Source organism: Rhizobium sp. A22-96, assembly GCF_053521805.1.
Window position 1 is genome coordinate 81,813 of record NZ_JBNWDQ010000004.1, and the last position, 24,221, is coordinate 106,033.

Below are 24,221 nucleotides of genomic sequence, written 5' to 3' on the forward strand. Positions count from 1 at the left end.
GGCGCATTCGCCCTTGGCAAAGGCCGCCTGCCTCATTACTGCAAAGTCTGAGAAGCAAGCGTGAATATCGAGGCGAAAAGATGGAACTTCAAGAGCGCCTGAACGAAGTTCGTTCCCATATCGCGGCAGCGGAGCGTCAGGCCGGCCGAGCGGCCGGCTCCGCGCAGCTGGTTGCGGTTTCCAAGACCTTCGATGCGGATCAAATCCGCCCGGCAATTTCGGCCGGCCAGCGTGTGTTCGGCGAAAACCGAGTGCAGGAAAGCCAGGGCAAGTGGCCGGAACTGAAGGCGGAGACGCCAGGCATCGAGCTGCATCTGATCGGGCCGCTGCAATCGAACAAGGCTGCCGACGCGGTGGCGCTGTTCGATGTCATCGAAACCATCGACCGGGAGAAGATCGCGCGCGCGATTGCCGATGAAATGAAGCGCCAGGGCAAGAGCGTCAGGCTCTACGTCCAGGTCAATACCGGGCTGGAGCCGCAGAAGGCAGGCATCGCGCCTGATGATACGGTTGCCTTCGTCGACCTCTGCCGCAAGGAGCTCGGACTTTCGATCGAGGGCCTGATGTGCATCCCGCCTGCGGACGAAAATCCGGGGCCGCATTTCGCCTTGCTGGCGAAGCTTGCCGGCGAGGCAGGTGTCGAAAGGCTGTCGATGGGCATGTCGAGCGACTATGAAACCGCGGTTGCCTTCGGCGCGACAAGCGTTCGAGTTGGCTCCGCGATTTTTGGGGCGCGGTAGATCTTTCAGCGAACACAAAAGCAACGGCGTCATGGATCGGGCGGAGATGCGTGTGGCCATCCGCCACCCGCCCTCGTGGTTCGAGACGGCCCCGTGGGCCTCCTCACCATGAGGGCTGGTTCTCTCGCCCTGCTCGCAGCTCGCTCCGCCCTCATCCTGAGCTTGTCGAAGGATCGGGGCGGCCCATGATCGAGCAAAAGACCACCCCTCATCCTGAGGCGCGGAAGCTTCTGAGCTTGGCGAAGGGAGGCGAAGGGGACGGCCTGTGTCTTCCGACAAAAAAGCCCCGGTCGAAAACCGGGGCTTTGGACACATCCGACAATGCCGGATATCAGAACTGATCGTCGTCTTCGTCGTCCGGTGTGGTCGACTTCAGCGACTTGAGCTTGGCGAAAACGGCGTCGGCGTCGATTTCCTTTTCCTTCGGCTCGTCGCGCTCATAGCTGAAGCCGAGCTTCTCTGTTTCCTGAGCGGGCTGCAGTGTCGCACCGAGTTCGGCGGCGGTCGGCAGCGGACGGCCCTTGGCGGCCTTTTCGACTTCCATGTCGAGATCGATCTGGCTGCAGAGGCCAAGCGTTACCGGGTCCATCGGCGCCAGGTTGGCCGAGTTCCAGTGGGTGCGGTCGCGGATCTGCTCGATGGTCGACTTGGTGGTGCCGACGAGGCGGGAAATCTGCGCATCCTTCAGTTCCGGATGGTTGCGCACCAGCCAGAGGATAGCGTTCGGGCGGTCCTGACGCTTGGAAACGGGCGTGTAGCGCGGGCCGCGGCGCTTGGATTCCGGCACGCGAACCTTCGGCTCGGAAATCTTCAGCTTGTGGTTCGGGTTGGCTTCGGCGCGAGCAATTTCATCACGCGAAAGCTGGCCGGTCGAGATCGGGTCGAGGCCCTTGATGCCCTGTGCTGCTTCGCCATCGGCAATGGCCTTCACTTCGAGCGGATGCAGCTTGCAGAACTGCGCGATCTGGTCGAATGACAAGGCTGTATTGTCGACAAGCCAGATGGCAGTTGCCTTCGGCATGAGCAATTGTTGAGCCATGGATATAGTCCTTCTGTCAGTCCGCGCCGGTGTCGCGGTCCGGGGTGTAACACCTCAATGTCCGGGAAATACGGCCCTATATAGCGATAGTGTCGCGGAATTGCAATTCTTTGCGGACGAAATGCACTTTGTCCAATTGCTGTCATGGTTTGACCTGCTATTGATTGCGCGGAAAGAGCACCCATAATTGCGAGAGAGGGTGCCAGGATTCGAGGAGGAGACTATGTCGGAAAAGATTCATCCGGTGACGAAAGCGGTCGAGGCACATGCTTTGATCGACCAGGCGAAGTACCAGAAATGGTATCAGCAGAGCGTCGAGGATCCCGACAAATTCTGGGGCGAGCACGGCAAGCGCATCGACTGGTTCAAGCCCTATACCAAGGTGAAGAACACGTCGTTTACCGGCAAGGTCTCGATCAAATGGTTCGAGGACGGCGTCACCAACGTCTCCTATAATTGCATCGACCGACACCTGAAGAAGCATGGCGACCGCGTCGCCTTCATCTGGGAAGGCGACAATCCCTATATCGACAAGAAGGTCACCTATAACGAGCTTTACGAGCAGGTCTGCCGTCTGGCGAACGTTCTGAAGAAGCAGGGCGTCAAGAAGGGCGACCGCGTCACCATCTATATGCCGATGATCCCGGAAGCGGCTTACGCGATGCTGGCCTGCGCCCGCATCGGCGCGGTGCATTCCGTCGTCTTCGGCGGCTTTTCGCCTGAAGCGCTGGGTGGCCGCATCGTTGACTGCGAATCGACCTTCGTCATCACCTGCGATGAAGGCGTTCGCGGCGGCAAGTCCATTCCGCTGAAGGAAAACACCGACAAGGCCGTCCAGATCGCCGCCAAGCAGAAGGTCGAGGTCAAGACTGTGCTGGTGGTGCGCCGCACCGGCGGCAAGGTCGCCTGGGAAGCCGGCCGCGATCTCTGGTATCACGAGGCAACCGCCAAGGTGAAAGCGGATTGTCCGCCAGCGAAAATGAAGGCGGAAGATCCGTTGTTCATTCTCTACACCTCCGGCTCGACCGGCAAGCCGAAGGGCGTGCTGCACACGACGGGCGGCTATCTCGTCTATGCGGCGATGACGCATGAATATACGTTCGATTATCACCCCGGCGATATCTACTGGTGCACGGCCGATGTCGGCTGGGTCACCGGCCATTCCTACATCGTCTATGGGCCGCTTGCGAATGCGGCGACGTCGCTGATGTTCGAAGGCGTGCCGAACTATCCCGACCAGGGCCGCTTCTGGGACGTCATCGACAAGCACAAGGTCAATATCTTCTACACCGCGCCGACGGCGATCCGCTCGCTGATGGGTGCGGGCGATCATTTCGTCAAGCGCTCGTCGCGCTCCAGCCTGCGCCTGCTCGGCACGGTGGGCGAGCCGATCAATCCGGAAGCGTGGGAATGGTATTACAAGGTGGTCGGCGACAGCCGCAGCCCGATCGTCGATACCTGGTGGCAGACGGAAACCGGCGGCCACATGATCACGCCGCTTCCCGGCGCGACTGACCTCAAGCCCGGTTCGGCCACCCTGCCCTTCTTCGGCGTCCAGCCGGAGCTGGTCGATAGCGAAGGCAAGGTGCTGGAAGGTGCGGCCGACGGCAATCTCGTCATCGCCGACAGCTGGCCCGGCCAGATGCGCACGGTCTACGGCGACCACGAGCGTTTCATCCAGACCTACTTCTCCACCTACAAGGGCAAGTATTTCACCGGCGACGGCTGCCGGCGAGACGAGGACGGCTATTACTGGATCACCGGCCGCGTCGATGACGTGCTCAACGTCTCGGGCCATCGTCTCGGCACGGCCGAGGTCGAATCAGCGCTGGTTTCGCACAAGCATGTGTCCGAAGCTGCCGTCGTCGGCTATCCGCATTCGATCAAGGGCCAGGGCATCTACTGCTACGTGACGCTGATGGTCGGCCAGGAAGGCTCGGACGCGCTGCGCCAGGAGCTGGTGAAACACGTTCGCGCCGAAATCGGCCCGATCGCCTCGCCGGACAAGATCCAGTTCACCCCCGGCCTGCCGAAAACCCGCTCCGGCAAGATCATGCGCCGCATTCTGCGCAAGATCGCCGAGGACGATTTCGGCGCGCTTGGCGATACCTCGACGCTCGCCGATCCGGCTGTTGTCGATGATCTGATAGCGAACAGGCAGAACAAGGCGGATGCGGCTTAAGTCGAGCCGCGCGAGTATTCGCTTGAGCTCATGATTTGAAATCGCAAAATCTACGTTGGCGAGGGCTTGTCCCTCGCCAATTCATTTCACGTGAAACCTTCAGTGATTTTTAAACTCACTACGGAAGTCGGATTCGGCAAGCTTGCATGTTCCAAGGATCACCCTCAGCAAGGAGCTTCCCTTCGTCGACAAGGGCGATTAGTCGTGCCTGCAGCATAACGTCTCCGACCTGGTAGTATGGGTCGCAAGTCAAACCCATTGTGTCTCCGACAATGCGAGCCATTTTTTGCCACTCTGGGGATGCGTGTTCGAGCAGGACTCGATCGAAGTAATCCAGAGGTGCGGATACTAATCCCGTCGGCGTAACGATGCGAAAAGGAGCGTTTTCATCCATCAAGCGCTTCCATTCGTTCTGGCTCGCAAGATCGTGTTCGGGCACGACGGGCTGCGCCTTGTCCAATATGGTCGCCAAAGTTTCGGCTCTAATAAGAGAAACTGCCTGTGGGGAATAGGTCGTAGGTGTGGCGTCGTCTCTTGGCCGACTTGGGAGGTGCAAGTCGGTGACATCGATGACATCATAGGCACGGCCGCTCATGTAGAATGCAAAGGCGAGCCTGAAGGCAAGTTCCTGTGCGCAATGGCGTCCAAACCACACGACCAATCTGTCGTCGGTTTCATCGATGCGCCGCCAGAAGCTTTGAAAATGCTCGCCCTTGGCATCTTCGTAAAATGGGTGCCACCACGCCGCCCTAGCTGCCGCGTCGGAATTAATCGGTCCGCAAGTCAGGTCATCTCCGAAAGGCAAGACGTCATCTTCCCGGCCTGCCAACCGGAGTGCTTCGCGCAGTGAGCCCGCGGCGGAAAAGCCAGGCGCTACATGCAAAGTTTTCATTGCCCGGTTCCGATGAGCAAAATGGTTTCATGTCAACGTGGAGGATGCACTCGAATTTAGTTGAGAATCAAAAATCAATCGCCCGCCCATTGATCTCCCAATCACCGAACCGCGCCGGGTCGGCGCCGCCGCGGCCGCCGATTTCGGGGGGGAGTTCGGCCTGTGTTTGGGCTTCCTGTGCCTTGCGGCGCTCCTCGGCTTCGGCAAGTGCGCGCTTGGCAGCCGGCGAGAGCGGCTTGCGTGTCATTTCACCGGTTTCGGTGTCGAGTTTATTGTCGTTATCGGCTGTCTGCATGATCTGATCGGCCCGGAACCGTTGAATTAGGCGGAGGAATAGCCAAATCATAGTGCGTCCGGCCGCAAAGAAAAAGGTTTGGACGACAGTTGATTTGGAGAACCGTTGATGAATCTCATGCGTACCGCGATGCTGCTTGCCTTCATGACCGCCCTGTTCATGGGCGTCGGCTATCTGATCGGCGGTCAGTCCGGCATGTTGATCGCATTCGTCGTTGCGGCGGGCATGAATTTCTTTTCCTACTGGAATTCTGACCGCATGGTGCTCTCCACCTACAATGCGCAGGAGGTCGATGAGCGCAGCGCCCCGGAATTTTACCGGATCGTGCGCGATCTCGCCCGCAATGCCGGCCTGCCCATGCCGAAGGTCTATCTCTATGACAGCCCGCAGCCGAACGCCTTTGCGACGGGCCGCAATCCGGAAAACGCCGCCGTTGCCGCCTCCACCGGCTTGTTGCACGCGCTGACGCCGGACGAGGTGGCCGGCGTGATGGCGCATGAGCTTGCACACGTCCAGAACCGCGACACGCTGACCATGACGATCACGGCGACGCTGGCCGGCGCCATTTCCATGCTCGGCAATTTCGCTTTCCTGTTCGATGGTCGCCGCGACAACAACAATCCGCTCGGCATGGTCGGCGTCCTCGTGGCGATGATTGTCGCCCCTCTGGCCGCGATGCTGGTGCAGATGGCAATCAGCCGTACGCGCGAGTACTCGGCCGACCGTCGCGGTGCCGAAATCTGCGGCAATCCGCTGTCGCTCGCCTCGGCGCTCGGCAAGATTGCCCGCGGTGCCTCGCACATTCCGAATGAAGAGGCCGAAGGCCACCCCGCGACGGCGCATATGTTCATCATCAATCCGCTCTCCGGCGAGCGCATGGACAATCTGTTTTCGACTCATCCAAACACGGAAAACCGTATTGCCGCGCTGCATGAAATGGCCCGTCACGGCGGCGGTGGCACCTCACCCAGGGCGCCATCTTCGGGCTTTGGCTCGACTGGACCGGTCTTGACTGCTAATCCGGAACGCAAATCGCGTTCCGTACCGGATACGGGTCGCGGTGGTTCGCAACCGCCGAAGGGACCCTGGTCTTGAGTTCTGACAATAAAAACAAAACGTTCAACAGAGACGGAAGACGACCGGGCAAAGGGTCTGCCGAGTTCCGCTCGCGTGATTCGATGCCTACAAAGCCCGGCTTTGCGGCGCGCGCAGCCGCGACGAAGATCCTGGCCGCCGTCATCGACCGGAAGACGCCGCTTGACGGCATGCTGGATGGGGAAGGCGGCAATCCTGCCTACAAGGCACTGGGCGATAGCGACCGGGCGCTGGTGCGCGCTATCCTCAACAGTGCTTTGCGGCATCTGCCGCGCATAGAGACGGCGATATCGTCTCTTCTCGATGCGCCGTTACCGGAAGGAGCCCGCGCGCTCCATCATGTGCTTGTCGTCGGCGCCGCGCAGATGCTCTACCTTGATGTGCCGGATCATTCCGCTGTCGACCTTGCCGTCGAGCAGGCCAATCGTGATCCCCGCAATCGCCGCTTTGCCAAGCTGGTCAATGCCATTCTCCGGCGCATCGGCCGGGAGAAGCAGGTCATTCTCGAGCAGGTCGCAAACGTGCCGGCGATGCCAAGCTGGTTTCTCTCGCGGCTCGAAGCTGCCTATGGCGCAGAAGCGGCAATCAAGATTTCTGACACGCAGCTCGAGCCGGCAGCGATCGATCTCACGGTGAAATCCGATGCCGAGGGCTGGGCGAAGCGCCTCAATGGCGTGGTCCTGCCGACCGGTGGCGTGCGGCTTGCCGCTTTTGAAGGATCCATTCCCTCGCTTGAAGGTTTTGAGGATGGCGAATGGTGGGTGCAGGATGCCGCCGCCAGCATTCCGGCGAAATTGTTCGGCTCGCTTGCCGGCAAGCGGGTCGTGGATCTCTGTGCCGCACCCGGCGGCAAGACGGCGCAGCTCGTCCTCGCCGGCGGCAAGGTCACGGCGCTTGATCAATCCGCCAATCGGCTGAAAAGATTGTCCAGCAATCTCGCGCGTCTCGGCCTGGAAGCGGAAACCGTCGTTGCCGATATGAGCAAGTATCAGCCCGAAGAGCTCTTCGATGCCGCCCTTCTCGACGCTCCCTGCTCCTCGACGGGAACGACGCGCCGTCATCCTGACGTTCTTTGGACCAAGGGGCCGGAGGATATCGCCAAGCTCGCCGCTCTGCAGGAGCGCCTGCTCCGCCACGCCTTGACGCTGGTCAAGCCCGGCGGTGTGGTCGTCTTCTCCAACTGTTCGCTTGATCCTGAAGAGGGCGAGGATCTCGTTGCCCGCCTTGTCGCGGATACGGATGGTGTCGAGCGTGTTCCGATCGATCCTGTGGACTGGCCGGGTCTGGAAGCAGCAATCTCGCCCCTCGGCGCTTTCCGCACCACGCCTGACATGCTGCCGCTTGCCGGCGGTTTTGCTTCCGGCCTCGACGGATTTTTCGCCGCCGTGCTTCGCCGCACGCACTAGTCGCACCCATCAGGGTGGTTTTCGCGCGTTAGTTAAGAATCCGGTAACATGTCCTTAATTGGTATATGTGTAACCTCTTTTTAACTACAGGTAACAAGAGTAAGCAGAAGCGAATATGCAGGTCTGCGGCAGGGTTTCGTGAGTTCATACATGCGGGAAGCATGGCGGCGGATGTCTCGCCGCGCGGCGTTGACGCGATTGCGTCTCACCCGCCACACTATGCGTGTGCCGGAACGGCTGATCGTGGCGCCGACAGACCTGCGCAATGTCGATCCTTTTTTTGTCGAAGAGCTTTTGAACGGGCGCATCCTGCTCGCTGGCCGGGTGCTGGAAACGCAGGGCGCATCGCCATTCTCGCTCGAGCTGCCATCGCGGACCTTTGCCGCACGATTGCATAATTTCCGCTGGCTGCGGCATTTGCGGGCGGAAAAGAGCGATCAGGCTTCGGCAATGGCACGCTCCATTCTCACCGATTGGATTGCCGTTCACGGTCGCCGCCTGCATGGCCTCGCCTGGTCGCCGGATATTGCCGCGCAGCGCCTGATTGCCCTGCTGTCGCATTCGCCCGTGCTCCTGCATGGCACGGATAGCGGCTTTTACCGCCGCTTCATGCGCATGCTCGTCTTCCATGTGCGCTATCTCAGGCGGATGGCCTCGACGTCGCGGGATGGCACGACGCGGTTTCGCGTGCGCATCGCGCTTGCCATGTCCTCGGTTGCCATGCCCAACAGTGCGCTCGCGCTGAAGCGCGCGGGACAGGCGCTCGATCGGGAGATCGACCGGCAAATCCTGCCCGATGGCGGTCATATCTCCCGCAATCCGCGCGTATCGCTGGAACTGCTGCTCGATCTGCTGCCGCTGCGCCAGACCTATGTCAATCTCGGCCATGACGTGCCGATCCGGCTCATTCCCGGCATTGACCGCATGTATCCGGCGCTGCGTTTCTTCCGCCACCAGGATGGCGATCTGGCGCTGTTCAACGGCGCGACGTCGACGCTGGCCAATGAGCTGATGTCGGTCCTGCGCTACGACGAGACGGCCGGGCAGGCCTTCAAGGCGCTGCCGCACACGAAGTATCATCGGCTGGCTGCCGGCCAGGCCGTCGTCATCGTCGATGTCGGCGCCCCGGCCTCCGTCGATCTCAGCCGCACGGCTCATGCGGGCTGTCTCTCCTTCGAAATGTCATCGGGCAAGACGCGCTTCATCATCAATTCCGGCGCACCGGAATTTGCCGGAGAGCGCTACACGCAGGCGGCGCGGGCAACTGCCGCGCATTCGACGGTTACGCTCAACGACACCTCGTCGAGCCAGTTCTCCAAGTCGAAGTCGCTGGGGCCGATCATGGTTGGCGGTGTCAAGAAGATCATTGTGGAGCGCGCCGAGACCGACGATGGACGCGACTATGTCCGGGCCGCGCATGACGGCTACCTCTCCACCTTCGGCTATGTTCACGAGCGCGAGCTGAGCCTCAACGCCAGCGGGACCATTCTTGCGGGTCGCGACCGCTTCCTCGTGCCCGAGGGCAGAAAGCAGGCGCCAAAGGGCGAGGGCATCGCATCGGCGCGTTTTCATATCCACCCCTCCATCAGCCTGTTGCAGACCGAGGTCGACTCCGCGCTACTGATCGCGCCGGATGGAGAGACCTGGGTGTTCTCCTCGCCCGGCAATGAGGTGCTGGTGGCGGAAGATATCTTTTTTGCCGATCCCTCGGGCTTGCGCTCCTCAGACCAGCTCGAGATCGTTTTTCAGATCACCGAAAAGCCGGAAATCCGCTGGTTTTTATCCTATCGGCCATAGGCTAACCGCCTCAGCTATGCTAACGGGGCGGCATTATCGTCCCGCGCCTTTTTTCGCCGGACATCTCCTCATGCCAGAGCGTTTTTCGCTCTGTTTTTGTTATCTTGCAATTCCGCACGGAAAACCGCTGCGCACTTTTCCTGGAATTGCTTCAGACCGGAGAAAGCCCATGGCCGTCGTTTCCAAGAAAATTCCTGCTCCCGACAAGGTGAAGGTGAAAACCGCGCTTCTGTCGGTCTTCGACAAGACCGGCATTGTCGAGCTGGCGCGTGCGCTGAGCGAACAGGGCGTGCGGCTGCTGTCGACCGGTGGCACGCACAAGGCGATCGCCGCGGCCGGTCTTGCCGTCACCGACGTCTCGGAAGTGACAGATTTCCCGGAGATCATGGACGGTCGCGTCAAGACGCTGCATCCGAGGGTGCATGGCGGGCTGCTCGCCATCCGTGACGACGCCGAGCATCAGGCTGCGATGAAGGAACACGGCATCGAAGGCATCGATCTTGCCGTCATCAACCTCTATCCCTTCGAGGATGTGCGCAAGGCCGGCGGCGATTATCCGACGACCGTCGAGAATATCGACATCGGCGGCCCGGCGATGATCCGTGCTTCGGCCAAGAACCATGCCTATGTGACGACGCTGACCGATCCCTCCGATTATGCCGAGCTGCTGACGCAGCTGTCCGCCGATGCCGGCCAGACGACCTATGATTTCCGCAAACGCATGGCCGCCAAGGCTTTCGCCCGCACCGCCGCCTATGATGCGATGATCTCCAACTGGTTTGCCGAAGCGCTCGATATCGCCACGCCGCGTCACCGCGTCATCGGCGGCGTGCTGCGCGAGGAAATGCGCTACGGCGAGAACCCGCACCAGAAGGCGGCCTTCTACGTCACCGGCGAAAACCGCCCCGGCGTTTCCACCGCGACGCTGCTCCAGGGCAAGCAGCTCTCCTACAACAACATCAACGACACCGATGCGGCCTATGAACTCGTTGCCGAGTTCCTGCCGGAAAATGGTCCTGCCTGCGCGATCATCAAGCATGCCAACCCCTGCGGCGTTGCTACCGGCCCGAGTCTCGTCGAAGCCTACAAGCGTGCGCTCGCCTGCGATTCCGTCTCGGCCTTCGGCGGCATCATTGCTCTCAACAGCCTGCTCGATGCCGAAACGGCCGAAGAGATCGTCAAGCTCTTCACCGAGGTCATCATCGCACCAGAGGTGAGCGAGGAAGCCAAGGCGATCATCGCCCGCAAGCCCAACCTTCGTCTGCTCTCGGTCGGCGCCCTGCCCGATCCTCGTCTGCCGGGTCTCACCGCCAAGACTGTTTCCGGCGGCCTGCTCGTTCAGAACCGTGACAATGCCCTGGTCGAGGACATGGATCTCAAGGTCGTCACCAAGCGTGCGCCGACGGCACAGGAGCTTGTTGACATGAAGTTCGCCTTCCGTGTCGCCAAGCATGTGAAGTCGAATGCGGTCGTCTACGCCAAGGACGGCCAGACGGCCGGCATCGGCGCCGGACAGATGAGCCGTGTCGATTCCGCCCGCATCGCTGCGATCAAGGCGGAAGAAGCCGCCAAGGCCATGGGGCTTGCCGAGCCATTGACGCGCGGTTCCGCCGTTGCCTCCGAAGCCTTCCTGCCGTTTGCCGACGGCCTGTTGTCGGCGATTGCCGCCGGCGCTACCGCGGTCATCCAGCCGGGCGGCTCGATGCGCGATCAGGAAGTCATCGATGCCGCGAACGAGCACAATGTTGCGATGGTCTTCACCGGCATTCGTCACTTCCGCCACTAAGCCGAGCGCTTGTGCTCCACCCTCATCCTGAGCCCGTCGAAGGACGAGGGTGGCCACGTAGCCAACCATCCACCCCTCGTGGTTCGAGACGGCCCTCAGGGCCTCCTCACCATGAGGGTTGATCATCTCGCCATGAGACATGTTTATCTCATGGTATATTCCTGCTTAATTGAAGAGATATCCCTATTTCGCCTTGTCGGCTGGATAGGGCGTCGGTAGCAGAAGTAGCAGGCCGCCGGCGAGGAAGATGACCAGCGTTGCCATGCCGAGGCGAGCCGAGCCGCTCCAATAGGTCACCAGCGAGAAGAACAGCGTCGCCATGAAGCTGGTGGCGCGGCCCGAGAGCGCGTAAATGCCAAAATAGCGGCCGGCCTCGGCCAGGCTGACGCTGCGGGCGAGATAGGAGCGCGAGGAAGCCTGCACCGGCCCGAAGGCGATGCCAATCAGCAGGCCATAGCCGATATAGGCCTTCTCCGCCGCCGTGCCGAACAGGCTACCGGTGCTGACGGTGGAGAGCGGAACGAGGCCGAAGAGCGTGAAGCCCGGTCCGGTCGAGATGATGCCGAAAGTGGCGACAAGCAACAAAGTCAAACTGATGACGACTGTCGTTTTCGAGCCGAGCCAGCGGTCGACATAGCTTGCGGCAAAGCAGCCGAAAATGGCGATGACATTGAGGATGATGCCGTAGATGCCGATCTCGATCGTCGCCCAGCCGAACATGCCGGCTGCAAAGGTGCCGCCGAGGATCAGCAAGCCGTTGACCCCATCCTGATAGACCATGCGGGCGACGAGGAAGAGGCTGATGCCGCGCCGGCGTTTCAGTTCGCCGAGCGTCGTCGCCAGTTCGCGCAGACCCGAGCGAACAGCGGCGCGAAGCGGCAGACCGCGGGCGGCGTCGGGCGTGAAGAAGAACATCGGCAGAATGAAGAGAAAGTACCAGACGGCGGAAATCGGCCCGGTGATGCGTGCATCCTCGCCAATTGCTGCATCGAGCCCGAAGAGCGGTGTCAGGCCGAAGATGGTCTTGCCGGTCTGCGGATTGCCGGCAAGCAGCGCCACGACGGTGATCAGCACGATCATGCCGCCGAGATAGCCCAGGCCCCAGGCGGCATTCGAGAGCTTGCCGACATCGTCCTTGCCGACCAGCCGCGGCATCATCGAATCATTGAAGACGATCGAAAATTCCGCCGAGATTGAGGCGAGAATCATGAAGATGACGGGGTAGATCAGCGGCGATCCCGGCGCGGCACCCCAGAGACAGAAGAGGCTGGCGATCTTGATGGCGGCGAAGAAGGCGATCCACGGTTTGCGAGCGCCGGATTGATCGGCGATCGAGCCGAGGACCGGTGACAGAAGGGCGATGATCACCGAGGAGATCGTCGCCATATTGCTCCATGTCGTCTGCGCGGAAACCGGATCGGCGGTCAGCCGCGCGACGAAATACGGGCCGAAAATGAAGGTGGTGACGACGGTGAAGAACGGCTGCGCCGCCCAATCGAAGAACATCCAGCCCCAAATGCCTCGTGCCGGCACTTTTGCCGGCACGCTGTTGTCGATTTCGGTTGCCACCAGATCCAGCCCCTGATTCCCTCACCCGTGTGCCGGGTCGGGGCGGACTGTGTCACCTTGCCCGGCCGTTCGCAAGATCGCTGAGCAGGCCGGCGGCAACGGTGATGCGGGCGAGATTGGGATCGCCGCTTTCGCTGAGGCCGCCGAGCTCTTCGGCGATGCGATTGATGCGGATGCGATCCTCTGCATGCCACGCCTGTATCGGCTGCTTTTCCTTCGGATGGTTCGACAGGGCCGAGATGACGATATCGCGGCGGGCACCGGCGATCTGGTCGAGGCTACGCGCCAAAGCGAGGCTCTCATAGTGGTCGCCCGTGACGATCCGGCTGCCGGCAAGCAGCAGGCGACCGACGCGGAAGGTCTGCGACACGGTGAAGTAGCTTTCGGCTGCGCGGTTCAGCGTATCGCCGGTGCGCTCGGCGATCTGCATGATCTCCGGAACGAGGACGAGCGCATAGATCGTGGCGATTTCCGAAGCGAGCTTCTCCGGCAGGCCGGCAGCCTGATATTCCGCCTCGCGAGCTGCGATTTCTGCTGCAAAATCCGCCGGGATATGGGTCAGGAAGATAGGCCGCAGTTTCTTCAGAGCTGCGCGAAGCCGGCTAACCGTTTCCTCGATATCGCCCTTGACGGCCCCTGTCTTCAGGAGCAGTCGCGTGAGCACCGTATAGACCTCGGTGATCTCGCCATAGACGCGGTTCTGCATCTGGCCGCCAACGCTGCCGTCAAGTGCGTCCGTCTCATTCCAAAGGCGGTCGAGATCGAAGCCGTCGCGGGCGACCACGGCCGCCTTGACCACTTCGGCAGCTGACGCCGCCGTCGCGTCCATCATGCTGACGGCAAAGCCCGGACCGCCGCGATTGATCGCTTCGTTGGCAAGTGCCGTCGCGATGATTTCGCGACGCAGCCGATGGCTGTCGATATCGGCTGCGTTGGAGCGCTGCATCTTGACCGGAAAATAGCGGCTGAGGGTCGCGGCGAAATAGGGATCATCAGGCAGGTTGCTGGCAACCAGTGCGTCGAAGAGGACGATCTTGGCGTAGGAGAGCAGCACGCCGATTTCGGCGCGGGTCAGCGGCCGCCCATTGGCGTAACGCTCGGCGAAAGTCTGTTCGTCAGGCAGCGTCTCGACCTTGCGGCTGAGCTGCTTGGCCGTTTCCAGCACGCTCATGAAGCGGCTGAGTTCCAGGCCGTTGCCGGTACCCTTGCGCTCCGTCAGCGAAATCGCCAGGGATTGCAGATAGTTGTTCCGCAATACCAGGGTGCCGACTTCGTCGGTCATCGAGGCCAGCAGGATATCGCGTTTTGCCCGCGTCAGGCGGCCGTCATGCATGGCATTGGCGAGCGCGATCTTGATGTTGACCTCGACGTCGGAGGTGTTGACGCCGGCAGAATTGTCGATGGCGTCGGAGTTGCAGCGACCGCCCTTGAGGCCATAGGCGATGCGGCCCTTCTGGGTGACGCCGAGATTGGCGCCCTCGCCGATGACCCTGGCACGAACCTCTTCGGCGGTGATGCGGATCGGATCGTTGGCGCGGTCGCCGACATCCGCATCCGTTTCCGATGGCGCCTTGACATAGGTGCCGATGCCGCCAAACCAGAGGAGGTCAACGGGCGCCCGCAAGATCGCCGTCATGATCTCGAAGGGTGTGGCGACCGATTTGTCGATGCCGATGGCAGCGGCTGCTTCCGGCGTCAGGGTTACCGATTTTGCCGAGCGCGAAATGATCATCGCACCCTTCGACAGGATGGATTTGTCGAAATCCTGCCAGCTGGAGCGCGGCAGGTCGAAGAGGCGCTGGCGTTCGGCAAGCGTCTTTTCCATGTCCGGATCGGGATCGATGAAGATGTCGCGATGGTCGAAGGCGGCGAGCAGGCGGATCTTCGGCGAGAGCAGCATGCCATTGCCGAAGACGTCGCCCGACATGTCACCGACGCCGACGACATTGAAGGGCGTCGTCTGGATATCGATGTCCATTTCACGGAAGTGGCGCTTGACGGTTTCCCAGGCGCCGCGGGCGGTGATGCCCATCTTCTTGTGATCGTAGCCGGCCGAGCCGCCCGACGCGAAGGCATCATCCAGCCAGAAGCCGGCTTCCTGCGCCAGCGCATTGGCGGTGTCGGAGAAGGTGGCGGTGCCCTTGTCGGCGGCGACGACGAAATAGGGATCGTCGCCATCGAGCCGTACGGTGTCGGCGGGTGGAATGATGTCGGCGCCGGAGATATTGTCGGTGATCGACAGCAGCGTGCGGATATAGGTCTTGTAGGCTTCGCGGCCGGTGTTGAAGATCTCGTCGCGGGTGCCGCCGACGGGGAGCTTCTTCGGATAGAAACCGCCCTTGGCGCCCACGGGCACGATGACGGCGTTCTTGACCTGCTGCGCCTTTACGAGACCCAGCACTTCGGTGCGATAGTCTTCGGCGCGGTCCGACCAGCGCAGGCCGCCACGGGCCACCTTGCCGAAGCGCAGGTGGACGCCTTCCACTTCGACGCCGTAGACGAAGATTTCGCGGAAGGGCCGCGGCTCGGGCAGGCCGTCGAGGAGTTTCGGATCGAGCTTGAAGGCCAGCATCGCCTTTGGCGTACCGTCGGCGTTCTTCTGGAAGTAGTTGGTGCGCAGTGTCGCGTCGATGGCGTTGACGTAGCGGCGCAGGATGCGGTCGTCGTCGAGGCTCGGAACGTCGGCAAGCTCGGTTTCGATGGCCTCATGCAGTTCGGAAAGCTTCTTCGTCCGGCTCTTGTCGGCAAGCTTCGGATCGAGCGTGTCGTGGAACAGGCGGAAGAGCGAGGCTGCGACGCGCGGATATTTGTCCAGCGTCGCGGCAATGTAATCCTGGGAATAGGCGATGCCGGCCTGGCGCAGATAGCGCGAATAGGCACGCAGCACGTTGGTTTCGCGGGCGGAGAGATCGGCCGAGACGATCAGCCGGTTGAAGACGTCATTGTCGATCGTACCGCCGAAAGCGGCAAGGAAGGCTTCCTTCAGCGCTGCGCCATGGCGGGCAAGATCGATCGTCAGGCCGCCGCGCGCTTCCAACTCCATGTCATGCAGCACGACATGGCCGGTCGAGCCGTCCTTGGCGGTGACATAGATGTCGAAGGTCCGTTCGCTGATGACGTTGAAGCCGAGGTTTTCGAGCAGCGGCACGCGGCGCGACAACGCCAGATTGCCTTGGCCGTGGAAGATCTTCAGGGAGAGAATGTCACCCGTCTCATCCTTGCGGATATAGAAGCCGATGCGGATCGGATCGGCACCGGCCGTAGCCGAGATGTCGGGCAGGTCGGCAACGGCGTCTTCTGGCGTAAAGGCTTCCTGGAAGGCCTGGCTGACGGAGATGCGCGGTGCCTTCGGGCCAGCCAGCATGACGAAACGCTCGTCCCAGCGGGCTGTTATGGCGCGGATCGCCTCTTCGAGCTTCGCCTGCGGAATATGCGGCGTCTTGCCGGCGCTGCGGCCGATGATGAAATGCACGCGCGCCACGCCGCCTTCCGGGAAGGCCGGGTAGTAGGCGGAGACGCGACCGTCATAGACTGTTTTCAGGTAGTTGCCGATCTTCTCGCGGACGACGGAGTCATATTCCTCGCGCGGGACATAGACGATGACCGAAACGAAGCGGTCGAAATGGTCGATGCGCGGCAGCGCGCGCACGCGCGGCCGGTCGGTGAGGTCGTTGATCTGCTCGGCGAAGCTCGCAAGCAGGGTCGTGTCGATCTGGAAGAGGTCGTCGCGCGGATAGGATTCCAGCGTATTGTCGAGCATGCGGCCGGAATGGCTCGTGGGGTCGAAGCCGAAGTGATCCTTGACCTTCTGCACCTTCGAGCGCAGCAGCGGCACTTCGATGGCGGCGCTGGTATAGGCTGTCGAGGTGAAGAGGCCGACGATGCGCAGCTCGCCCGTGACGTTGCCGTCAGCGTCGAAGCGCTTGACGCCGACATAATCCATATAGGCGCGGCGGTGAACGATGGATTTGACGTTGGCCTTGGTGACGATCAGGAAGTCCGGCCCATTGAGGAAGGCGAGGATCTCCGGCGTCGTGGTGACGGCATCCTTGCCCTGTCTCAGGACGCGGACATCCGGATTGGAGAGGATGCCGAGGCCGGTGCCGCGATCACGCTCGACCTTGGCGTCCGTGCCCTTGCCGGAGTAGACATATTCGCGCATGCCGAGGAACGTGAAATTGCCGTCCCGCAACCAGGCGAGGAAGGCCAGCGCCTCGTCGCGATCGCTCTTGCGGCGTCCCGCCGCCTCATAGGTGGAGAGCTCCGAAATGACGATATCGAGGCGCGCCAGCATCGGCTTCCAGTCGGAAACGGTGAGATGCGTCTGATCGAGCACGGTCTGTACGCGCTTGATCAGGTCCGTTGCCTGCGCAGCCGTCAGGGGCGACAAATGAAGCTGGATATGGCTGACGCGATGGGCAGGATCGCTCGGGTGATCGGCGGAATAGAGGCTGGGCTGCTTGCCCTCCTCGATCACCAGGATCGGGTGCACGGCCATATAGAGGTCGCGGTAGGTGCTGCTGACCTCGCCCATGATCGATTCGTAGAGGAAGGGCATGTTGTGGTCGGTGATCGACAGGATCGACACTGTAACGCCATCGGGCTCGATACCGGCCAACTGCTCGATGCTGACGCGCGGAGAGGTACCGCTCCAGGCAGCCAGCTCCCTGGCTGCGTGCGCCGCAGCAAGGGCCAGCATTTCCGGGCTGTAATGCTCGATGTCGTCATTGCTTGCCCGGCCGAACAGGATTTCGGGGTCGATATGGGCTCCCCCCGCCGCGGCTGCGATCTTGCGGGCTGCGTCGATCTGTTTTTCCCGTTTCGGATTGGTCTTGGGCGCCATGAAATTCCTCCGGATTTTCGAATTTTGAGCACAGTAGCAGAAGGTTTAGCGAAAAAACTGGCAAAAAGAATGCGAATTTGGTTGCTTTCGGACCAATTTGAGCCCGTTTTTTCAAAAATCTTGCCGAAAGCTGCGATATCGACGCGAAGCGCATAAGACCGGCGTGAAGTTGGCGGACTCTGCCTTTCAACAAAGGGTTTCATGACTATGTGAAGTGCAGTTGACAGAGTGCCGCGAAAGGGATCATCAACGGCGCCATTGCAGTTTGAGGCCCCTGAACTGAAAGCAAGCATCATGTCGCAAATGTCGGCCGGCGCCGTTATCGTCATATCCAGTCATGTCGTCAGAGGTTCCGTCGGAAATCGCGCCGCGGTGTTTGCGTTGGAAACGCTCGGGCATCCGGTCTGGGCGCTGCCGACCGTGGTTCTGCCCTGGCATCCCGGCCATGGTCGTTCGACGCGATTGACCTTCAACGAGGCGGATTTCGACCATGCGATCGACGATCTGATCGCCGCCCCCTGGCTTTCGGAGGTGAAGGCGGTTCTCTCCGGATATTTCGGCAATGCAGCGCAGGCGCTTTCCGTTGCAAAGTTGGTAGCGGCGCTGCGAGAGAAGAACCCCGATCTCATTTATGCCTGCGATCCTGTTATCGGCGATGCGGGCGGGCTCTATGTGCCGGAAGCGACGGCGGAAGCCATTCGCGATCATCTGATCCCGCTCGCATCACTGGCGACCCCTAACCGTTATGAGCTTGCCTGGCTTGCCGGTGCGCCGCTCGACGACAACAATGCCATTATGGAAGCGGCGCTTGCGCTCGGGCCGTCACGCATGCTGGTGACCTCGGCGGTGCCGATGATGTCCGGCGGTATCGGCAACCTCTATCTCAGCGGGCGAAATGCCTTGCTTGCCGAACACCGCAGCATCGAGAATGCCCCGAACGGGCTTGGCGATCTGCTCTCCGCTCTGTTCCTGTCGCACCTGCTGTCCGGCATCGACGAGGAAAGGGCGCTGCAGCTGACGACGGCGAGCGTCTATGAGGTGCTGGCGCGCGCCGTCAAGCGCGGCAGCGACGAACTGACGCTGGCGGCGGATGCGGCGAGCCTGTCGACGCCGATGGCGATGGTGCAGCTCAGGCACCTCGTGCACCCGGCTCAACGGCGCAAGAAATAGCAGCGTGATGCAACAGGAGCTTTTTGCAGCGCAATAGTTGCCATCTGCCTGACTGCGCTGTAATTCAATATCCATGCAAAGCTTTCCCGACACCCTTTTGAACGGCTATCGCAATTTCATGAGTGGGCGTTACGTCGACGAGCGCGAACGCTATCGCACGCTCGCCGAGCGCGGCCAGAATCCGTCGACCCTCGTGATTGCCTGTTGTGACTCCCGCTCGGCACCGGAGATCATCTTCGATGCCGGTCCGGGAGAGCTCTTCGTCATCCGCAACGTCGCCAATATGGTGCCGCCCTATGAGCCGGATGGGAATTTTCACTCGACCTCGGCGGCACTCGAATTCGCTGTCTTGTCGCTCAAGGTGGCCAATATCGTCGTCATGGGCCATGGCCGCTGCGGCGGTATTCGCGCCGCTCTCGATCCGAATGCCGAACCGCTGTCGCCGGGCGACTTTATCGGCCGCTGGATGGGCCTGCTGAAGCCGGCTGCCGAGCAGATCCAGAGCAACGACATCATGACGCCGACCGAGCGGCAGACGGCGCTGGAGCGCATTTCTATCCGCAATTCGCTCGACAATCTGCGCAGCTTTCCGGAGATCAAGGCGCGGGAAGAAGAAGGCAAGCTGAACCTGCATGGCGCATGGTTCGATATTTCGACGGGGGAATTGTGGGTGATGGACCCCGAAACCCGCGATTTCGTCCGGCCCGATGTTTAGAGCAGTTCCGCTTTTCTTCGAATAGCGAAAATGCTCTATCTTCCTGTTTCTTTGCGCATTCCGGACGGAAAACCGCTGCGCACTTTTCCTGGAAGTACTCTAAGATCTGAAGGCAGACCAAACAAAAAGGCGCCGCAGACCATATGGTCGCAGCGCCTTTTTTGTTTTGGTCCAGCTTATCTGCCGTCGATCTGCTGGCCGATATAGGCGATTGCCTGCTGATAGACCTTGGCGTCGTTCCAGCCGGCAATGGCGGAGAAATTCGGCTCACCCGGCTGATAGCCGGCGCCGGGTTGCCAGCCATGGCCACGCAGGAAGTTCGCCGTCGAGGCAAGCGCGTCCGCGCGCGATCCTACAAGGTCGACCCTGCCGTCGCCATCCTCGTCGACACCGAAGGCGACGACGTTTTTCGGCATGAACTGCGTCTGGCCGATTTCGCCATGGGCGGCGCCACGGGCCGACGGGCTGAGATAGCCTTCGCCGACGAGCTTCAGAGCGGAGTAGAGCTGTTCGGTGAAGAAGGCTGAGCGGCGGCAGTCATAGGAGAGAGTTGCTACGGCCGAAAGCGTGTGCTGATCGCCCATATAGCTGCCGAAGCCGGTTTCCATGCCCCAGATCGCGATGATCGGGCCTGGGGGCACGCCAAAACGCTTCTCGATCTTGGCAAACAGCGCGGCATTGGCCTGCTTCATGCTCTTGCCGCGATTGATGATCGTCTGGCCGCCGCGCTTCTTCATGAATTCCTCGAAGGAAAGCTTGAAGCTCTTCTGGCCGCGATCGGCGCGTATGGTAGGCTGGTTATAATGGACGTTGGCGAAAGCCCGGTCGAGGACGGACGGGCTGACGCCCTGCCCCTGCGCTTCGCGCTTGAATTCCTGCACCCAATTCTCGAAACCGGCGGAAGTGTTGCCGCAGGACGCGGCGTTGGCCGTCATCGGCATCGCCAGCAGCAACCCGCCCGCCACGAGAGCTGCCATTCCAGACTTTGTGATGCGCATTCAATTTCCCCGAATTCTTACCGCGCTGCGAACGCGGTAACCGTTTTTTTAAAGCACGCATAAACCCACCAATCTCTGGGTTTATGCGCTGTCTAGTCACCACTGGACCATGCCAGCATCCGGCCGTCCTGTCATTATCACATTTTAGCGATCAATGTTTTCGCTTCCCGTGAAACATTGCCGCCAGATGCATTTGCAAAAGCCCCGCCTTTCATCCGAAATGGCGAGGCTTCCATTCAATCCTGCTTAGCTAGCGAAGATTTATAAACCGTAAATTGGTTTACGAATTCTTATGCAGCCTGCTTGCGCGGCTTGATCAGGCCGCGATTGACAAGCAGTTCGGCGATCTGAATGGCGTTCAGCGCCGCACCCTTGCGCAGATTGTCGGAGACGACCCAGATGTTGAGGCCGTTTTCGACGGTCGCATCCTCGCGGATGCGGGAAATGTAGGTCGCATCCTCGCCGGCGGATTCGTAAGGCGTGATGTAGCCGCCGTTTTCATGCTTGTCGATGACAAGGCAGCCCGGTGCTTCGCGCAGGATGTCGCGGGCCTGATCGGCAGTGATCTCGTTTTCGAACTCGATATTGACCGATTCCGAATGACCGATGAAAACCGGCACGCGAACAGCGGTGCAGGTGACCTTGATCTTCGGGTCGAGCATCTTCTTGGTTTCAGCCAGTACCTTCCACTCTTCCTTCGTGTAGCCGTCTTCCATGAAGACGTCGATGTGCGGAATGACGTTGAAGGCGATGCGCTTGGTGAACTTCTTGTTCTCGATCGGGTCGGCGACGAAGACGGCGCGGGTCTGGTTGAACAGCTCGTCCATGCCATCCTTGCCGGCACCGGAAACGGACTGGTAGGTCGAGACGACGACGCGCTTGATCTTGGCGAAATCATGCAGCGGCTTCAGCGCGACGACGAGCTGCGCGGTCGAGCAATTCGGGTTGGCGATGATGTTGCGCTTGGTGAACTGCGTGATGGCATCCGGATTGACTTCCGGCACGATCAGCGGCACGTCGGCGTCGTAGCGCCAGGCAGAGGAGTTGTCGATGACGACACAGCCCTGGGCGCCGATCTTCGGCGAGAACTTCTTCGAAACGTCTCCGCCGGCCGACATCAGGCAAATGTCGGTGTTGGAGAAATCGTAGTTCTCCAGGTTGGAAACCTTCAGCGTCCGGTCGCCATAGGAAACCTCGGTTCCCTGCGAGCGGGCGGATGCGAGCGCCACGACTTCATCGGCCGGAAAGCCGCGTTCGGACAGGATGTTGAGCATTTCACGGCCGACATTCCCGGTCGCGCCCGCTACTGCTACTTTGAAACCCATTTCTCAAGCTCTCTTTCTCTTCTCTCCTCTTTGGCGAGGGGGGAACCGCGGCCATGACGACCGGTTCCTGTCCCCGACCGAGCCGGGGAGAGAGCGGCAGGCCAGAGACGTCAGACGGTTTTCGTCGTCGTTTTGGCCTTGGTTTTGGAAGAAACCGGAAAATAGACGTCCGGCCCGGCACATTCCGCCAGGTGACTGAAGCATTCGATCTGTTCGAAGCGAGCCATGGAAGTCTTCCTTTTCCGTCGCCGGTTCTAAGAGGTTTTCCACAGGAGTCAAGGATTTCCTCGTTTCCGCCGAGGCGGGAGCGAGGAAATCGAGATTATGGCATCCAGCTGCCGGCCAATCGCGCCCGGCAGCGGATGTCGCTGTGACTAGCGGTTTGACTTGCGGGTGGATTCGAACAGGAACCATGTGCGGCGTTCCGTCTCGTCCAGCCAGTTTTCGAGAAGGCTGGCGGTGGCGATATCGCCATATTCGTCGCAGACGTCGTGAACGGCGCGGATTTCGGCTGAAAGCTTGAGGTTGTTATCCGCCAGCTCGGCCAGCATGTCCTGCGGGTCGACATATTCGGCGTCGTTGTCCGGAATGCGCTGAAGCTTGGCGATCTGGCCGATCGACCGCAGCGTGGTGCCGCCAATCTTGCGGGCGCGTTCGGCCATGGGGTCGGTCATCGCGAAAATCTGATCGCCCTGCTCGTCCAGCAGCAGGTGATAGTCGCGGAAATGCGGCCCGCTCATGTGCCAATGGAAATTCTTGGTTTTCAGATAGAGTGCAAAGACATCCGCCAGCAGCGCAGTCAGCGCCGCGGAAATGTCGCGTGTCGCGTCTTCGCTGAGATTGGTGCGGGTACCCAGTTTCGATTTGGTATTGGCGGTATTCATAAAAACGTCCTCCGTTTGTTTTTCACGACAGCGATCGCCGGCGGATATTAGGGGAGTTCAATGACATCAGCTGTTGTGTTGGATCGCATTGAAGACGCGATCTGTTTTGAAATTTCGCGGACGAGATGTCGCGGCGCGGCACGGTCGACTGCGGTGCTATGCGGAAAACCCGAGCACAGTTACTAAATAGGAAAATGGATTGGTTTGGCAATCGCTTGCTAACATAATGGCCAGGCATGCGGTTGTGTCACGCCCGGCAAACCGCCCTCTTGTCGGAGGGCGGTATCGCGAAGGGTAGTTACTTCAGGCCGCCGCCGGCATAGATGGTTTCACCCGTCAGCCAGTGAGCATCCTGCGACGCCAGGAAGACGGCGATCGGTGCGATGTCCGTCGGTTGACCAATGCGGCCAAGCGGCGTCTGGGAGACGAGGTGCTTTTCGAAATCGCTGCCAATGACGCCCGCCGCAACGACGCCCTCGGTCTCGACGCCGCCCGGTGCCAGGTTGTTGACCCGGATATTCCGCGATCCGAGTTCCTTTGCGAGGACCTGGGTGATCGAGCTTACGGCGGCCTTGGTCGCGGTGTAGACGGACGCGGTCGGCAGGTTCATGCTGACGGCGTTAGAGCCGATGTTGATGATATTGCCGCCCTCCGGGCCGAAATGCTTGACGGCTTCGCGCGTGGTCAGCAGCGTGCCCAGCACGTTGATATTGAATTCACGATGGAACTCCTCCTCGGTGAACTCTTCTATCGGCGCGAATTGATAGACGCCGGCATTGTTGACGAGAATGTCGACGCCGCCGAAGGCCTGTTTCGTTTCTTCGAAGAGCCGCTTGACGTCCTCGGATTTTGAAACGTCGCCGTGGACTGCGAGCGCCTTGCCGCCCTTGGCGGTAATTTCCGCAACCACCTTGTCGGCACCCTCGCGGCTCGAGGCATAGTTGACCACGACGGCAGCACCTGCCTCGCCCATTGCCTTGGCGATGCCCGCACCGATGCCCTTGGATGCTCCGGTCACGATTGCGACCTTGCCTGTCAGTTTGCTCATGTCATCTTCCTCAGATAATTGTTAGACAATTTTATAATCATCAAACTGTTTGACGTGCGCGACCCGAAAACCGTTCGCTGCTGTCACTTTGATATTTAGATAATCATCTAATTGATACAAGAGCAGGAGGCGCGAATTGCAAAGACGAAATTTTCAAATTCTGGAAAGCTCCGCCATGTAGGCATTCAGAACGTCGCGGCACAGCACGAGATTTGCAAACTTGCCTTCGCGCTGAATCTCGATGAGACCGGCGTTTTCGAGTTCCTTGATATGGTGGGATATGGTTGCGGCGCTGACGGTGTGGCACTCGTTGAGAATGCTGCAGGGCATCGGCTCGGTCCGCTTGCCGATTTCTTTCAGGATCTGCACCCGGCGCGGCTCGGCGAGCGCCCGGGAAATCAATCCCAGCTGTCTTTCGCTCAAACGTATCGGGCCGG

18 protein-coding genes are annotated in these 24,221 nt (G+C 60.6%); 8 read left to right on the forward strand and 10 right to left on the reverse strand.

Translation table 11 applies throughout. The annotated features are described in order from the left end of the window. The first annotated feature begins 80 nt into the window (after nucleotides 1–80). Nucleotides 81–740, forward strand: coding sequence for a YggS family pyridoxal phosphate-dependent enzyme (locus tag ACQZ6F_RS18715; protein ID WP_449094062.1), 660 nt, complete (start codon nucleotides 81–83; stop codon nucleotides 738–740). A 331-nt stretch (nucleotides 741–1,071) separates the two neighbouring features. On the opposite strand, the gene ACQZ6F_RS18720 is transcribed toward ACQZ6F_RS18715, so the two are convergent. After that, nucleotides 1,072–1,779, reverse strand: a complete 708-nt coding sequence (locus tag ACQZ6F_RS18720) for a DUF1013 domain-containing protein (protein WP_174072749.1) — start codon at nucleotides 1,777–1,779, stop codon at nucleotides 1,072–1,074. A gap of 223 nt (nucleotides 1,780–2,002) precedes the next feature. Between ACQZ6F_RS18720 and acs the strand changes: the two genes are divergently transcribed. After that, nucleotides 2,003–3,961, forward strand: coding sequence for an acetate--CoA ligase (gene acs, locus ACQZ6F_RS18725; protein WP_449094061.1), 1,959 nt, complete (start codon nucleotides 2,003–2,005; stop codon nucleotides 3,959–3,961). Nucleotides 3,962–4,079: 118 nt separating this feature from the next. Here the strand turns inward: acs and ACQZ6F_RS18730 are convergent, their stop codons facing one another. Together ACQZ6F_RS18730 and ACQZ6F_RS18735 are read right to left on the reverse strand one after the other, a co-directional pair. Next, the gene (locus ACQZ6F_RS18730) at nucleotides 4,080–4,853 is read right to left on the reverse strand and encodes a DUF3658 domain-containing protein (RefSeq protein ID WP_449094060.1); all 774 of its coding nucleotides are present in this window, start codon (nucleotides 4,851–4,853) and stop codon (nucleotides 4,080–4,082) included. A 67-nt stretch (nucleotides 4,854–4,920) separates the two neighbouring features. Next, nucleotides 4,921–5,148, reverse strand: a complete 228-nt coding sequence (locus tag ACQZ6F_RS18735) for a DUF1674 domain-containing protein (RefSeq protein ID WP_449094059.1) — start codon at nucleotides 5,146–5,148, stop codon at nucleotides 4,921–4,923. Between the two features lie 108 nt (nucleotides 5,149–5,256). Between ACQZ6F_RS18735 and htpX the strand changes: the two genes are divergently transcribed. From htpX to purH, 4 genes are all read left to right on the forward strand, one after another. Beyond that, a complete protein-coding gene (gene htpX, locus ACQZ6F_RS18740; protein ID WP_449094058.1) occupies nucleotides 5,257–6,243 on the forward strand; it encodes a zinc metalloprotease HtpX in 987 nt (328 codons plus the stop codon). After that, complete coding sequence (locus tag ACQZ6F_RS18745; protein ID WP_449094121.1) at nucleotides 6,234–7,649, forward strand: RsmB/NOP family class I SAM-dependent RNA methyltransferase; 1,416 nt, start codon at nucleotides 6,234–6,236, stop codon at nucleotides 7,647–7,649. The genes htpX and ACQZ6F_RS18745 overlap by 10 nt, the downstream gene beginning before the upstream one ends. A 150-nt stretch (nucleotides 7,650–7,799) precedes the next feature. After that, nucleotides 7,800–9,446, forward strand: coding sequence for a heparinase II/III family protein (locus tag ACQZ6F_RS18750; RefSeq protein ID WP_077470429.1), 1,647 nt, complete (start codon nucleotides 7,800–7,802; stop codon nucleotides 9,444–9,446). Nucleotides 9,447–9,615: 169 nt separating this feature from the next. Continuing rightward, on the forward strand, nucleotides 9,616–11,232 hold the full coding sequence (purH, locus tag ACQZ6F_RS18755; RefSeq protein WP_449094057.1) for a bifunctional phosphoribosylaminoimidazolecarboxamide formyltransferase/IMP cyclohydrolase: 1,617 nt from the start codon (nucleotides 9,616–9,618) through the stop codon (nucleotides 11,230–11,232). A 183-nt stretch (nucleotides 11,233–11,415) separates the two neighbouring features. Here the strand turns inward: purH and ACQZ6F_RS18760 are convergent, their stop codons facing one another. Together ACQZ6F_RS18760 and ACQZ6F_RS18765 are read right to left on the reverse strand one after the other, a co-directional pair. After that, nucleotides 11,416–12,804, reverse strand: a complete 1,389-nt coding sequence (locus ACQZ6F_RS18760) for an MFS transporter (protein WP_449094120.1) — start codon at nucleotides 12,802–12,804, stop codon at nucleotides 11,416–11,418. Nucleotides 12,805–12,853: 49 nt separating this feature from the next. Next, nucleotides 12,854–17,644, reverse strand: a complete 4,791-nt coding sequence (locus tag ACQZ6F_RS18765) for an NAD-glutamate dehydrogenase (RefSeq protein WP_449094056.1) — start codon at nucleotides 17,642–17,644, stop codon at nucleotides 12,854–12,856. 294 nt (nucleotides 17,645–17,938) lie between these two features. On the opposite strand from ACQZ6F_RS18765, the gene pdxY reads away from it, so the two are divergent. Both pdxY and ACQZ6F_RS18775 read left to right on the forward strand, forming a co-directional pair. Further along, on the forward strand, nucleotides 17,939–18,814 hold the full coding sequence (gene pdxY, locus ACQZ6F_RS18770; RefSeq protein ID WP_449094055.1) for a pyridoxal kinase PdxY: 876 nt from the start codon (nucleotides 17,939–17,941) through the stop codon (nucleotides 18,812–18,814). Between the two features lie 73 nt (nucleotides 18,815–18,887). After that, nucleotides 18,888–19,529 (forward strand): carbonic anhydrase, encoded by a 642-nt coding sequence (locus tag ACQZ6F_RS18775; RefSeq protein WP_077470434.1) that lies wholly within the window; start codon nucleotides 18,888–18,890, stop codon nucleotides 19,527–19,529. Between the two features lie 176 nt (nucleotides 19,530–19,705). Here the strand turns inward: ACQZ6F_RS18775 and ACQZ6F_RS18780 are convergent, their stop codons facing one another. The 5 genes from ACQZ6F_RS18780 to ACQZ6F_RS18800 all read right to left on the reverse strand — a co-directional run bounded on the left by ACQZ6F_RS18780 (nucleotide 19,706) and on the right by ACQZ6F_RS18800 (nucleotide 24,207). After that, on the reverse strand, nucleotides 19,706–20,527 hold the full coding sequence (locus tag ACQZ6F_RS18780) for a lytic murein transglycosylase (RefSeq protein WP_077470435.1): 822 nt from the start codon (nucleotides 20,525–20,527) through the stop codon (nucleotides 19,706–19,708). Between the two features lie 290 nt (nucleotides 20,528–20,817). Then, a complete protein-coding gene (locus ACQZ6F_RS18785; protein ID WP_068390314.1) occupies nucleotides 20,818–21,852 on the reverse strand; it encodes an aspartate-semialdehyde dehydrogenase in 1,035 nt (344 codons plus the stop codon). A 374-nt stretch (nucleotides 21,853–22,226) separates the two neighbouring features. Beyond that, nucleotides 22,227–22,736: a Dps family protein gene (locus tag ACQZ6F_RS18790; protein WP_068390311.1), complete on the reverse strand. Its 510-nt coding sequence runs from the start codon at nucleotides 22,734–22,736 to the stop codon at nucleotides 22,227–22,229. Between the two features lie 298 nt (nucleotides 22,737–23,034). Further along, on the reverse strand, nucleotides 23,035–23,784 hold the full coding sequence (locus tag ACQZ6F_RS18795; RefSeq protein ID WP_077470436.1) for a glucose 1-dehydrogenase: 750 nt from the start codon (nucleotides 23,782–23,784) through the stop codon (nucleotides 23,035–23,037). Nucleotides 23,785–23,937: 153 nt separating this feature from the next. Further along, nucleotides 23,938–24,207 (reverse strand): ArsR/SmtB family transcription factor, encoded by a 270-nt coding sequence (locus ACQZ6F_RS18800; RefSeq protein ID WP_246662485.1) that lies wholly within the window; start codon nucleotides 24,205–24,207, stop codon nucleotides 23,938–23,940. Between the last annotated feature and the right edge of the window lie 14 nt (nucleotides 24,208–24,221).

Coding starts and splice junctions, on each gene's coding strand:
- pdxY (WP_449094055.1), top strand. CDS start 17,939: ATGTCGCAAATGTCGGCCGGCGCCGTTATCGTCATATCCAGTCATGTC.
- acs (WP_449094061.1), top strand. CDS start 2,003: ATGTCGGAAAAGATTCATCCGGTGACGAAAGCGGTCGAGGCACATGCT.
- ACQZ6F_RS18715 (WP_449094062.1), top strand. CDS start 81: ATGGAACTTCAAGAGCGCCTGAACGAAGTTCGTTCCCATATCGCGGCA.
- ACQZ6F_RS18775 (WP_077470434.1), top strand. CDS start 18,888: ATGCAAAGCTTTCCCGACACCCTTTTGAACGGCTATCGCAATTTCATG.
- ACQZ6F_RS18730 (WP_449094060.1), bottom strand. CDS start 4,853: ATGAAAACTTTGCATGTAGCGCCTGGCTTTTCCGCCGCGGGCTCACTG.
- ACQZ6F_RS18765 (WP_449094056.1), bottom strand. CDS start 17,644: ATGGCGCCCAAGACCAATCCGAAACGGGAAAAACAGATCGACGCAGCC.
- purH (WP_449094057.1), top strand. CDS start 9,616: ATGGCCGTCGTTTCCAAGAAAATTCCTGCTCCCGACAAGGTGAAGGTG.
- ACQZ6F_RS18735 (WP_449094059.1), bottom strand. CDS start 5,148: ATGCAGACAGCCGATAACGACAATAAACTCGACACCGAAACCGGTGAA.
- ACQZ6F_RS18720 (WP_174072749.1), bottom strand. CDS start 1,779: ATGGCTCAACAATTGCTCATGCCGAAGGCAACTGCCATCTGGCTTGTC.
- ACQZ6F_RS18750 (WP_077470429.1), top strand. CDS start 7,800: ATGCGGGAAGCATGGCGGCGGATGTCTCGCCGCGCGGCGTTGACGCGA.
- ACQZ6F_RS18795 (WP_077470436.1), bottom strand. CDS start 23,784: ATGAGCAAACTGACAGGCAAGGTCGCAATCGTGACCGGAGCATCCAAG.
- htpX (WP_449094058.1), top strand. CDS start 5,257: ATGAATCTCATGCGTACCGCGATGCTGCTTGCCTTCATGACCGCCCTG.
- ACQZ6F_RS18785 (WP_068390314.1), bottom strand. CDS start 21,852: ATGGGTTTCAAAGTAGCAGTAGCGGGCGCGACCGGGAATGTCGGCCGT.
- ACQZ6F_RS18790 (WP_068390311.1), bottom strand. CDS start 22,736: ATGAATACCGCCAATACCAAATCGAAACTGGGTACCCGCACCAATCTC.
- ACQZ6F_RS18780 (WP_077470435.1), bottom strand. CDS start 20,527: ATGCGCATCACAAAGTCTGGAATGGCAGCTCTCGTGGCGGGCGGGTTG.